The 12548-nt window shown below is 52.1% G+C and carries 11 protein-coding genes; 8 read left to right on the forward strand and 3 right to left on the reverse strand.

Annotated elements, in window-relative coordinates; translation table 11 throughout:
- Nucleotides 1-355 (reverse strand): spore germination protein (locus ACOJWD_RS13480; RefSeq protein WP_486993759.1); only part of this gene is annotated, 355 nt, incomplete at its 3' end.
- A gap of 328 nt (nt 356-683) precedes the next feature.
- Between ACOJWD_RS13480 and ACOJWD_RS13485 the strand changes: the two genes are divergently transcribed.
- The 5 genes from ACOJWD_RS13485 to ACOJWD_RS13505 all read left to right on the forward strand — a co-directional run bounded on the left by ACOJWD_RS13485 (nt 684) and on the right by ACOJWD_RS13505 (nt 6732).
- Nucleotides 684-1793, forward strand: coding sequence for an AAA family ATPase (locus ACOJWD_RS13485; protein ID WP_486993760.1), 1110 nt, complete (start codon nt 684-686; stop codon nt 1791-1793).
- Nucleotides 1794-2182: 389 nt separating this feature from the next.
- Complete coding sequence (locus ACOJWD_RS13490; RefSeq protein WP_486993761.1) at nt 2183-3199, forward strand: site-2 protease family protein; 1017 nt, start codon at nt 2183-2185, stop codon at nt 3197-3199.
- Nucleotides 3200-3413: 214 nt separating this feature from the next.
- Nucleotides 3414-3683, forward strand: a complete 270-nt coding sequence (locus tag ACOJWD_RS13495) for a CTP synthase (protein ID WP_486993762.1) — start codon at nt 3414-3416, stop codon at nt 3681-3683.
- Nucleotides 3684-3821: 138 nt separating this feature from the next.
- Entirely contained in the window at nt 3822-4115 is a 294-nt protein-coding gene (locus tag ACOJWD_RS13500) for a CTP synthase (RefSeq protein WP_486993763.1), read from the forward strand.
- An 880-nt stretch (nt 4116-4995) separates the two neighbouring features.
- Nucleotides 4996-6732: a peptide ABC transporter substrate-binding protein gene (locus tag ACOJWD_RS13505; RefSeq protein ID WP_486993764.1), complete on the forward strand. Its 1737-nt coding sequence runs from the start codon at nt 4996-4998 to the stop codon at nt 6730-6732.
- Nucleotides 6733-6905: 173 nt separating this feature from the next.
- Here ACOJWD_RS13505 and ACOJWD_RS13510 read toward each other — a convergent pair whose 3' ends face one another.
- Complete coding sequence (locus ACOJWD_RS13510) at nt 6906-7793, reverse strand: DNA adenine methylase (RefSeq protein WP_486993765.1); 888 nt, start codon at nt 7791-7793, stop codon at nt 6906-6908.
- Nucleotides 7794-7929: 136 nt separating this feature from the next.
- Nucleotides 7930-9078, reverse strand: a complete 1149-nt coding sequence (locus tag ACOJWD_RS13515) for a universal stress protein (protein ID WP_486993766.1) — start codon at nt 9076-9078, stop codon at nt 7930-7932.
- Nucleotides 9079-9373: 295 nt separating this feature from the next.
- Here ACOJWD_RS13515 and ACOJWD_RS13520 point away from each other — a divergent pair, with 295 nt between their 5' ends.
- The 3 genes from ACOJWD_RS13520 to kdpB form a co-directional block, all read left to right on the forward strand.
- Complete coding sequence (locus ACOJWD_RS13520) at nt 9374-9457, forward strand: potassium-transporting ATPase subunit F (protein WP_486993769.1); 84 nt, start codon at nt 9374-9376, stop codon at nt 9455-9457.
- 31 nt (nt 9458-9488) lie between these two features.
- A complete protein-coding gene (gene kdpA / locus ACOJWD_RS13525) occupies nt 9489-11186 on the forward strand; it encodes a potassium-transporting ATPase subunit KdpA (protein WP_486993767.1) in 1698 nt (565 codons plus the stop codon).
- Nucleotides 11187-11212: 26 nt separating this feature from the next.
- Nucleotides 11213-12548 (forward strand): potassium-transporting ATPase subunit KdpB (gene kdpB / locus ACOJWD_RS13530; RefSeq protein WP_486993768.1); only part of this gene is annotated, 1336 nt, incomplete at its 3' end.

The following is a 12548-nucleotide window of genomic DNA, read 5'->3' on the forward strand; positions in this document are numbered from 1 at the left end:
CGACACTCCAGACAAAGGATAATCCCGGGGCAAAAATCATGAGATTGCCGCTGGCCAGATCTTGGAGAATACCCGACCAGTGGTGACGCTTCGTGATGTGGCCTGCGAAGAGGGTCCGATCGCTCCATTGGTCTGGGGGCGACGTGGTGAGTAAGAGGGGGGCGACGACATCACTATCGACAATTTGGCTATCGGTGATCCCGGTAATATAGGTGAGAAAGACCATTTGTTCTGGCATTGCAGGGATCGTGATATACCGATAGACCACATCTGGGCTCGGTCCCATAGCGTCTTTGAGTCGCTGATGAGCCATCGGAATATCGTCAACGTAATCTTCCTCGGACCGCTTTAGCATCGAATCAATGATCCCGGTGGTCTCCGTAGATAATCGGGTAATCTCATCCAGAAACGGCCTCTCCTCGATGGTCGGTCAGCTCCTTGTCTTGTTCACGTGTTAAGGTATCCGAGGAGGGATAGGGCTATTCACGAGTCCCCGTTTTCGTATCATCCTGGAGTATGTGGGGCCGACGGGGGCATCGGAGCATGACGCTCCTTTATTAGCGATAGGAGAACGCTCCAATGACGGTGTGGATAGCATGCTTCACAGCGCTTAAAGTGCAAATTATATCATCAAATGGTATAAATGATGTCGCTATACGTTATAATGTGACAAGGTGATGCAGGTGAACCGTTACTTTCCAGTTGGTGGTCCGGTGTCCGAAGATGACATCATTGATCGCGAATTATTTCTGGACGGACTCACGCGTCGATTAAACGATGGTCAGAATATTTTGCTCGCCGGACCACGGCGCATAGGGAAAACCTCATTGGCTCTTGAGGTGTTGCGACGGCTACGTCGTGAGGGACATGATGTGGCGTTGGTGGATCTATTCGGGATCACCTCAGTGCGGGAATTGGCGGAACACCTGGCCAACGCTCTCTTAGAAAATCGGACGGGAGTACAGCGCACGGTAGAGAAACTCCGAGACATGGTGCGCAGTGTCACGCAAACCGACGTGCGGCTTTCGCTACAAGGCATCGAGTTGGGTCTGGCGTTTGCTCGACGGCAAGGTTCCGACCTGGAATTGCTTGAAGAATCGCTAGGGATCGCGGACAAACTGGTCCTCGCTTCGCATAGTCGAGTCATTTTGGTCTTCGATGAATTTCAAGAACTATCGCGGATTGACGCCTCTCTTCACAAGATTCTCCGGAGTTATCTTCAACAAAGGCCGCATGTCAGTTGTCTTTTTCTTGGATCGAAACCCACCTTGTTAGCGCAATTGTTTTCTCAAGGCAATGAAGCGTTTTACCGCTATGCGGTGTCCCTCCCGGTCCCGGAAATTCCTTCCGCTGCGTGGTCTGACTACTTGGTCCGAAAATTCTCGGAGCGGGGGCTTTCCATTACCCCGGCAGAGGTAGGCGCCCTATTGCGACTGACCGGAGGACATCCGCAGGATACGATGTTGGTGTCGTCTGAAGCGTATTACGTGCTCATGGAGATGGAGAGCCACGTAGTGAGTCTCACGGTACTGGAAATTGCGTACCAGCGGGCACTCGAGAGTCTCATGCGCGCCTTTGAGGAACTATGGAGGAGTCTTAGCGAACATCAAGGAGCCCAGCAATTGATTAAAAAAGTGGCGTACGGGGAGCGTCCCTACGGCCAGCATGCGTCGCCGGCGCGCGTCGGTCGGATTCTAACCTATCTCATGAGCCAAGGTATTTTAGTCAAGGTGGGTCGAGGACAGTATGAGTTTTTTGAGCCCATGTTCCGCGATTACGTAATGCAGCTCTGAGTGGGACGTGGCTTGATGCATAATCCGGGGAAGGCTTCATGGGCGAAATGCTAAAGATGGGGGGCATTCCTTGGATGAAACCGCGAGTCCTTCATCGACCGGAGCCTATGGCTAGAATCATCGTGCGGCTTATCAATCCATGGTTGTGTTAACCCTTTTTACACGGTTGGATTCCTCAGGAATTATGCTGTGCGATGCGTAGACGTGCTCCAGCCAAGAAAATCGGCTCTGGGTTCTTTAGGCGCGGACATGAGTCAATGTCTAAAGAAGGGTCTTATGACCAGTCATCTCCTAGCCGGTTCTCCTCTGCCACAGAGGGTCAAGACAGGATACAATCTCTTTAACGCGAATGAGTGCGTTAATCGTGATTTTTTAAAGGAGGTCCTGCCATGACGGTGCTTGCAAAGGAAGAATGGCATCCGCTAACCTCGGAGAGTCCCTGGCGGGAACTATTGATGCGCTTTGTGCCGATGGCCGCGGGACTTCCCGGAACCTGGCTCATGCGTGGTGACGATCCGAGTACTATGCCCAATGTTTACGGGATGGATTTGCACTTAGATGCTGATCAGTTGCATCAATTGCACGAAGTCTTGATGCAAGGAGACCGAGCCGTGCGCGTCCAACTCGGCTGGGTGGAATTTCAATATCAGCCACCCGTACGATCTCAGCGCACCGGAATCAAGGATCGACTGCGTCGATGGTGGACAATCGCGGTGGGTATCTTGGTGAAATTTAAGTTAGTGCTGGTTTTTGGCGCCATGCTTCTCACCATGCTGGCCTATGGTATGGCTTTTGGTTGGATATATGGCATTGGGCTGGTTGTCTTAATTTTAATTCACGAATCGGGGCATATGGTGGCGAATCGCCAAAAAGGAATTCCGGCGACTCTTCCCATATTTATTCCGTTTCTTGGAGCCTTTATCCAGTTGAAGAAATTTCCTCAATCCGCAGCGGATGAGGCCTACATTGGCGTCATGGGCCCTGTGTTTGGACTGTTAGGGACCCTCGCGGCGTTGGCGCTGGGGTTCATCACGCATCATGCATTCTTCTTTGCCATCGCGGAAATGGGCTTCTTACTGCATGTTTTTAATTTGATGCCGGTACTGCCGCTCGACGGCGGTCGCACCGTGGGATTTTGGCGTTGGAAGGCATGGATTCCGGGAATGATCGGCGTCTTGGTGGTGCTCTTTTATAATCCGTTGACCAATCAGTTTATCTTTGATCCCTTGACCGTCCTCATTGTGGCATTGATTGTGTTTTCCCTCAGCCGTGAGCCGAAGATGCACCAGCCGTCGTATGTCGCTATTACGGCAAGGGAGCGATGGCTTTATACCGGAATTTGGGTATTTTTGTTAAGTCTCAGCATTGTAGGCTATTGGGCGCTTGGTACCATGCAGCGGTTGTAGCTTTTCGCTTGAGAGATCGGGGCCATTTGACGGAAAACGGTGTGACTAGAGTCATGGGCTGGCCTTTTGGGATTTTGGATTGATACGGACTCGTTAGCTGCAAGGCTGGCGTCATTCATACATTCTTTTTTGCTCAGTCGGTGGCTGAGATATAGACTGATGTCTACGCTGTGAAAGTGATAGATAGTGATTATCGGAAAAAAGGAGAAGCGCCATGTTGAATGTGGGGATTATCGGCGATTATGACGAGACAAAGCTCACGCATCCCGCGACAGCGGTTGCCATTATTCAGGCAGCACAAACTTTGGAAGAGGTTGTGAATGTGCGGTGGGTGGACACTACGCTGTTGGAGCAGGACCTCAAGATCTTAGACCCATATGACGCACTCCTGGCTGGCCCGGGAACTCCCTATGTGAGTTCCCGCGGGGCATTGGCGGGTATTCAGTATGCGCGTGAACGGCAACGGCCATTTCTTGGTACCTGAGGAGGATTTCACTATGCTCTGTTAGAGCATGCAAGAAATAATCTGGGTATCGATGATGCGACAAGCGCCGAGGAGAACCCGGACGGAGACCACGGGGTTGTTACCGCTATAACGTGTGCTATCTTTGGGGAATCTGGGATGGTGGAAATTTTGGACAATACCCAAACCCATGCGCTGTATGGAAGACGTATCACGCGGGAAGCATATCGCTGCCACTACCACCTTAATCCTGCCTATAGAGAGGAACTATTGAGTCAAGGACTGGTAGCCTCGGGGATCGATGAAGACGGGAACATTCGCATTGTGGAACGGATCGATCACCCCTTTTTCCTCGCGACGCTGTTTGTTCCGCAACTCTCCGAGGACATACCGCATCCTCTTTTCGTGGCACTCTTGAACGCAGCTCGGACACAGCGGTTCGCATCATCCTAAACTCGTGGTAGTTCTCTGTCACGTTATAAGATGCGGTATTTTGGGCATCGCGAAGCGTGGTGCGGGACGCCGGGATCGTCTTCCCGTCTAGTGTCAGGTCTGGCGCATCTTACCCCTGTGCATTCGCAGAATGATTGTTCTGATCCCACGTCGCTTTGAAAGAGGGTCGGCATGCTCGCTGGGCGATCAGCTGGACCGCATCTCTACTAGGCATCTGACGATAGCGTTATTTCCGCTGACTAATCGCCGCTGTCGGAAACCTCGAAGATGGCATCGGACCCAGCCGCGCGCCAGGGATTGAGCCACTGGGCGCCTTGATCAATTGCGATTACTTCCTCGAGCGCAAACACGGCATCGGATTTCCGTCTAAGAGCGTATGAGGGCGCTTTGTTGTCAAGTGGTGGGGTCTAACGACAACTTCCCCGGCGACTCGAATTTATAACGGCGATCTAAAGATGCCCCTTACGAGGTCGAGCTTGGCTCGATCCGTAAGGGCCATGCGATGGCCTCTGAAGGTTCTATCCACCCGGAGATGGTATCCCTCCGCCTTCTTATCATCAGCATCCGTTTATAAATTTCTTTTAGACTATCGCGAGGACGGATGGACCTCACACGACACGCCCTAGACGACGATGGTCAATCGAAGATTTCTTGCGCAAAGACGTCGCACAGCTGGGAAGATTCGCTATCGCACGGGGTGGACTGTCCTTTGGTGTATACGCCCTCCTCACCTCATTTTTACCACCTGTATCTCGTCTGCTTTACTATATCAGCGGACTAAATAAATCGCATTGTTTCATAATTTAGTGCAGGAACGTAGTGAATGATGTCGAATATTAATCCGCGATACTGATGGCATTCTAATTCCGGAGGCGGTCACATGAAATCGAGAAGTATGCTTTTAACTGGGGGATTGGCACTAAGCATGACCGCCATGATTGCGGGCTGTGGTGCAACCTCGACGAGTAGTTCGTCCGTCGTTTCGAACCGTCCGGTGTCGGGTGGGACCATTGTGAATGCCCTACCACCGCAAACTAATCTCACTTGGTATTTCCCATTAGGTGATGCGGCTAATGACACCTTGTATGATTTTCAGTTAATCGATGCGATGTACATGCCTCTCTTTTACGTGGACAACCAATATACGATTAACTACGGCGATTCGATTGCCTCGCGGGTGACCTACAACAAAGCGGGAACGGTTTACCATGTGTACATGAATCCGAAGTGGAAATGGTCAGACGGTCAGCCAGTAACAAGCGCCGACGTGCTGTGGACATGGAACATTATTCGAGCCATTTCGGCTCCCTCGGCACCAGCTCCCTGGCCGTATGAAGACGCGAATCAAGGAGATATTCCTAACGGCGTGAAAAGCATTGTAGCCAATGGGAACTATGAGTTTACGGTGACCTTGAGCAAACCAGCCAACCAACAGTGGTTTATTTATAATGGGCTGAGTCAACTATCACCCATGCCAGAGCAAGCATGGAACAAATATCCCAGTAATCTTACGGAAGAGATTACCTATTTAGGGAAAAATGCCACCAATCCGAGCTTTGACACCGTGGTGGATGGCGCCTACAAGCTTGGTCAGGCCATATCAAGTCAATCATGGACACTCATTCCCAATGCGCATTTTTCGGGTCGCCGAGCGTATGACAAGATTGTCATGGCTTATGAAGGGTCAAATGCGGCTGAATTTGCGGCATTGAAGACCGGTGCAGTCCAGGTCGGATATGTTGACTTGGCAGAATACGGTGCGCGCGGGGAGCTTAAGGACGTTGACACTCTGTGGCCAGGATATAATTTTGGGTTTCAGTTTCTCTCGCTCAATCTTAATGCCCACGCGGAAGCAGGCCTGGGACCGGTATTCAGCCAATTGTATGTGCGCCAAGCGCTAGAAGAAGCCATTGATCAAAAGACGATTAATCGCGACATCTACTATGGCTATGCGCCGCCCCAATATGGGCCTATTCCGTCGAAACCGGCGACGGCCTATCTTGATCCCACACTGGAGAAGCCGCTCTATCCCTTTAACTTGAGCGCGGCTAAGGCTCTTCTGACCTCGCATGGCTGGCACGAGGTCAATGGCGTGATGACGAAAGGCGGGCAATCATTAGCCTTTAAGTTGATGTACTCGAGTGGGAGTCAGTCGACGACCGACGAGATGACGCTCATCCAAAACGAATGGGCCAGCATTGGTGTTAAGGTCACCTTGTTACCTGAGCCGTTTGCGACCATGGTTGGCATCATCACCAGTCCAGCCGACGTCAGTAAATGGGATGCCGTGTCTGGTATCGGGTGGACGTACGGCGGCTCGTATCCCTCAGGAGATGAGATTTTCGAACCCTCGGCCGAGTTGAATTTTTATGGGTACAACAATCCCAAGGAAAATAGCTTAATTTCCACAACGATTGCTCCGGCTGCTAGTGAAGAAGCTAGTCTAAAGGCGTTTTTCTCGTATGAGACATACACCAGTAAAGAACTTCCAGTCTTGTTTATCAATAATCCCGGCACGATTGAAGCGGTGGCTAAAAATGTTCATGACGTGACTCCGACTACGCTTAATCCGGTCACGGGATATGCCCTGTACCAGGATTGGTGGGTTGGGAAATAACGCATCGAACCGCAAGAAGGGGGCTCCCATTAGGAGGGCTCCTTTCTTGTTTTACCCTCTAAAAAGGGAGGGCGAATGCGGCCAAAGTTCGTGGATTTTGATTTTGAACATGAGCCTCTCCTCGTTATGTCTAGACGGGTCGGAGGAATGGACGAAATTGACGGGTTGGCCGACTAGTGACTCGGTACCGGATAGGTGGTAATAAGCACTTCAGTGGCGCCGCTACGCTTGGTGGCGTCGGAATTAATGGCGCGCCGTACCGGAACCACTTGTATATGACAGTCGTGATAGAGTTCATGAATTGCCGGGACGTTTGCATTGGAAGTCATGACGTAGACCCCGCGATGTGCAAGGTCACGGATGAACTGGGCCAAGGCCACTTGGTCGTCCCATCCAAACCCATTCACTGTATAACTGGTAAAGTTGGCGGTTTTGGACGTGGGGACGTACGGGGGATCAATATAACAGAAATCTGAGTGACGTACCAAAGAGGCCATGGCGGTATAATCGGCGGTCGCCAATGTGGCGTGCTGTAAGATCAGGTGGGCACTCAAGAGGGCGTTGGCACGAACCAGGTCGGGGTTCTTGTAGCGTCCGTAGGGGGTATTGAACGCTCCTTGCCCATTTAGTCGGTATAATCCGTTGAAGGCCAATCGATTGAGTGCGAGAAAGAGAGCGCTTTGCTCAATGGAATCTGATGTTCGCTCGTTGTATCGCTGACGCAGTTCATAGAAGAAGGTGGCCTGCGCCTCTGACGATAGACGGCGGTAGCTTGTTTGAATTTGCCTTAGTCGTTCGACTAAAGGATCCATGTGATCTCGAACGGTCTCATACAGTTGCATTAAATCACCGTTGGTATCACTGAGGTAGGATCCGGGACAGGCTAGCGCAAAAAACAGGGCTGCACCGCCGGCAAATGGTTCGAAGTAGCGATTAAATGTTACCGGGCAAGATGACATCAGGGCTGATAATAGTTGCCGCTTGCCGCCTGCCCACTTGACAATAGGCGGCACCGGCGTTGAGGAGGATAGGGCAGGCAATGGGCGCGCTCCTTTCACCATGACGGTGCGTCGTTTTTCTCATTATACGTGTTCTCTCTTAGGGAATGAGGGGCCCTATGAGAAAGTGGCGGATAACGTGAACCGTATCCCCCATCAACTGCGGTTGATGCGGGTGCGATGAAATACGCTGGGGAGATTAGGAGCCATTTTTCGGGTTGTCTTCCCCCATTACCAAAATGTCGATGCCGGTACTTAAGCGCAAGATGTCATTAATCACCGACCCGCGAAAGAATTCCTGCCAGCGGGAACGATGCGACTCTCCAAAAATAATCTCTGTGACGTGGTGCTGATTGGCATAGGCGAGCAATACGCGTGGTACATGGGTGCCATATAACTCCACCACCTCAGCGCCTAGTTTGCGGGCGAGATTGCGGTGCTGTTCGAGGCGATTGGCATTTTCGGGGGTAATGAGGCCAGGACCCGGGGAGACTGTTACGACAGTGAGATCGGCCTTCATTCGTTGAGCGCGACGATAACCACGCCGAATGAGCCGTGCTCCACTTGGGGCTGGGGTGAGGGCCACCATAATACGGTCATGGGCGCGCCAGGGACCCGCGATGTCGTGACGGTGCATGTAGGTTTCGAGCCGACTGTCGGTATCATCGGCGACCGCCCGCAACACTATTTCACGTAAGGCGGTAAGATTTCCTTGTCGAAAAAAGTTTTGCAGCGCATTATGAGCCACAGCAGAAGGATAGACTTTTCCTTGCTTTAATCGCTCGATCAGCGCTTCTGGGGTCAGGTCAATGACGCGTAGTTCAGTGGCTTGTCGAATGACCGAATCTGGGACTGTTTCTCGTACCTCAACGCCCGTAATCTCATGTACGGTATCATTAAGCGATTCCAGATGTTGAATGTTGAGTGTTGACCACACGCTGATTCCGGCATCTAAAATGTCCTCGACATCGAGGTAACGCTTCGGGCTCTTGGCATCATCCGCATTGGTATGCGCCAGTTCGTCCACCAGGACGATATCCGGATTACGGGCCACCACGGCAGCGACATCGAGTTCGTAGACCTCCAAGCCCTTGCGAGTACTCGCACGCAGCGGCAACATCTCGAGATCCGCCCGTGCGCGTTCGGTCTCTTCGCGGCCATGGGTATCGAGACAGCCAATGACCACGTCAATCCCTTCGTCCCGAATCGTTAACGCGTCATTTAACATGGCATAGGTCTTGCCGACTCCTGGGGCTGCACCTAAATAAATGCGATGTTGTCCGCGCGACAGGCGTTGGATTTCTTGCAACATCTCTTCGGGACTGCGTCGTCGAAAACGCTCCGACATGATTTCCTCCTGGTCAATGGGCCGTCTTTCAAGCGCGACAAACACGGTATGTCTTTTCATGGCCTAGAGTAGCATGCGGCTTTACCGCCGTCACCGGTTAAAGAGCGGGGATAGGCAATTTTTACGTGTTTTTTACTTACGTGGCACCACCTCCCCCGGATATACTGACGCCGAGTTCAAGAGGGGGGTCCCCATGTTAGATGCAGAGATGATAGGCCTTTTTCTAGTGGTCTTTGCCGGACTCGTACTGCTAGCCGGCTATTTCAAGAGAATGTAGGACCGAGGAGGTGACAGAGTGCAAAACGACATTCTGCTAGGATTGGCCGTTCTTGTTATGGCATATCTCGTGTACGTCATTATCCACCCGGAGAAATTCTAAGGGGAAATTTTGTATAAAGGAGGCTCCCAACGTGACCCTACAAACGGCCGTGACGTGGGCATTAGTTCTGGTCATCTTCGTAATTGTGCTAAAGCCCATGGGCAATTACATTGTCAGGGTGTTTACCTTTCAACCGACGTTCTTAGATAGGCCCATGAAACCGATAGAGAATGTGATTTTTCGCGCAATCGGCGTCAACCGAGATAGCTCGATGTCGGCATGGGAGTATGGTATTTCATTGGTGTTAACCAATCTCGGATGGGCTCTTATGGCCTATATATTATTGCGATTACAAGGTCACTTGCCATTTAACCCAGAGCAGCTGGGCGCGGTCAATCCTCAGTTGGCCTTTGATACCTCGGCCAGTTTTACGACCAATACTAACTGGCAAGCTTATGCGGGCGGGACCACAATGTCCTATTTCTCTCAATTTGCGGTGCTATCCTATCTGCAGTTTGTCACGCCTGCCACTGGAGGAGCGGCCGGCATCGCCTTTATTCGGGCCTTATCGGGACGCCCTCTGGGGAACTTTTTCGTCGACCTGACGCTGATGGTGACGCGATTACTCCTTCCACTAGCAGTCATTGTGACACTGATCTTAGTGGCGCAAGGGGTACCGGAGACGCTCGCTCCCTATCTTCACCTCCATAATACCTTGAGTGGGGGAAGTCAGATTATTCCCCGAGGGCCCATTGCCTCATGGGAAGCGATTGAGCACTTAGGGCAAAATGGCGGTGGATTTACCAATGCTAATAGCGCGAATCCTCTAGAAAATCCCACCGCTTTCACCAACATTGTGGAAATTCTGTCGATGGGTCTCTTACCCGTGTCCTTCTTTTACGCCTTTGGGGCTATGACGGGTCGACGCCGCCTAGCGTGGACGCTGATCGGCGTCTCGGGCGTCATTTTTCTTATCATGTTGGCGTTGGCATATTTCCCCGAAGCCGCAGGCAACCCCATTATTAACGCGCTGGGATTGCATACGCATGCGAACATGGTGGGCAAAGAGGTGCGCTTGGGCATCGGAGGAACGGCACTCTTTGAAACCTCATCCATGGCCTTTACGACCGGATCGGTGGCGAGTGCCCACGATAGCTTTCTCCCTCTCTCATCGCTTTCGTTCTTCATTGGCATGTTTCTCAACATGGTTTTTGGAGGGAAGGGTGTCGGACTTCTCAACATGCTGATGTTTGTGATCATCACCATTTTCTTGATGGGATTGATGGTAGGACGGACACCCGAATTTCTCGGCAAGAAGATTGAAACCAAAGAAGTCTCGTTGGCGGCGATTGCCTTTCTCATCCATCCGCTTTTGATTTTGGTGGGTTCTGCGGTAGCGGTATCGAGCCATGCGGGTTTAGCAGGGGTATTCAACCCCGGGCCCCATGGTCTCTCAGAAATTCTCTACGCCTATTCCTCGGCGGCCGCTAATAACGGATCGGCGTTTGCTGGGCTTGGGGCCTCGTCCCCGTTTTATGAGGTGACGATCGGGATTGTCGTCATCATTGGTCGCTATGCATCGGTCATCGCCATGCTATTCATTGGAGAGTCTCTCTTGGCGAAGAAAACGGTACCCGAGTCCTCTGGCACTATGCATACGGACACCCCACTATTTGCCGGTGTGCTGTTGACGGCCATTGCGATTTTAAATGCGCTCACCTTCTTCCCTATTATGGCGCTTGGCCCTATTGCCGAGCAGTATCTGATGATGGCGCATCACCTCTTTTAATGGATACGTCGAAAGGAGTTCAAGACATGTCGTCAAGCGAGGTCACATCACGCGTTAGCTATCGGGGCGTCATCGTGCGGGACACATTTAAAAAACTGAATCCCGTGGAGATGATCCATAATCCGGTCATGTTCGTGGTGGAAATTGGCACAGCGGTGGTCATCTGGCTGTCTGTCACGGCCAAAACGGGATCGGCTACGCAGTATGACTGGATGGTGGCTGTGATTTTGTTCATTACGCTGCTCTTCTCAACTTTTGCAGAGTCTTATGCCGAAGCCCGTGGAAGAGCCCAAGCGGACTTTCTCAGACGAACCAAGTCGTCGACCCGCGCCCGGGTTCTACGGGGGGGCGTGGAACAATGGGTGGAATCCTCACAGTTAATGCGCGGGGATATCATTGTGGTGGAGGCAGGAGAGGTGATCCCGGGAGACGGGAAGGTCGTGAAAGGGGTGGGGTCGGTTGATGAATCGGCCATCACTGGAGAGTCCGCACCGGTAGTCAAGGCCGAAGAGGATGCGGTGACCGGTGGTACCATCCTCCTTTCGGACCGCTTGACCATCGAAGTCACCGTTAACCCGGGAGAAACCTTTTTGGATAGGATGATTGCCTTGGTGGAAGGAGCCAAGCGTCAAAAGACGCCTAATGAGATTGCGCTTTCTGCCCTTCTCGGCGTACTTACCCTAATTTTCGTTCTGGTGGTCGTGACGTTGGTGCCCATCGCCTCTTATTTTGGTCAGAATGCGACCAATACCACCACCATGGTGGCGCTATTGGTGTGTCTCATTCCAACCACCATTGGCGCATTATTGTCCGCTATCGGCATTGCGGGGATGAATCGCGTGTCCTTGGTCAATGTGGTGGCGAAAAGTGGGCGTGCGGTCGAAGCGGCAGGCGATATTGATACCATTATCCTCGATAAGACGGGAACCATTACCATTGGCAACCGTATGGCGACGGAGTTTCTACCCGTGTCGGGCGTGACGTGGCAAGAATTAGCCGACGCCTCGCTAATCGCATCGTTGGCGGACTCGACTCCTGAAGGACGCTCGGTGGTCGAGTTGGCACAAAAATCTTTGCACCTCCCAGCGGTTCCCGAAGCGGAGGGGGAGGTCATTGCCTTTTCGGCCACCACTCGGATGAGCGGCATTGACCTTTCTGATGGACGGTCGATTCGTAAGGGGGCGGTCAGTGCCATTGTGGAAGTGACCCATGGATCCGCGGATGAGCTTCATGAATTGGCGAACCGTGTAGCTCGTGATGGGGGAACGCCTCTTGGGGTGGAAATCGATGGGCGCGCGCTGGGTATCATTCGTCTCAAGGACGTGGTTAAAACCGGGCTAAAAGAGCGTTTTGAAGAGTTTC

Source organism: Sulfobacillus sp. TH-112, assembly GCF_057473405.1.

Excerpts from the sequence above, each read along its gene's own strand:
- ACOJWD_RS13490 (WP_486993761.1), top strand. The coding sequence starts at position 2,183 with ATGACGGTGCTTGCAAAGGAAGAATGGCATCCGCTAACCTCGGAGAGT.
- ACOJWD_RS13495 (WP_486993762.1), top strand. The coding sequence starts at position 3,414 with ATGTTGAATGTGGGGATTATCGGCGATTATGACGAGACAAAGCTCACG.
- ACOJWD_RS13500 (WP_486993763.1), top strand. The coding sequence starts at position 3,822 with ATGGTGGAAATTTTGGACAATACCCAAACCCATGCGCTGTATGGAAGA.
- ACOJWD_RS13505 (WP_486993764.1), top strand. The coding sequence starts at position 4,996 with ATGAAATCGAGAAGTATGCTTTTAACTGGGGGATTGGCACTAAGCATG.
- ACOJWD_RS13510 (WP_486993765.1), bottom strand. The coding sequence starts at position 7,793 with ATGGTGAAAGGAGCGCGCCCATTGCCTGCCCTATCCTCCTCAACGCCG.
- ACOJWD_RS13515 (WP_486993766.1), bottom strand. The coding sequence starts at position 9,078 with ATGTCGGAGCGTTTTCGACGACGCAGTCCCGAAGAGATGTTGCAAGAA.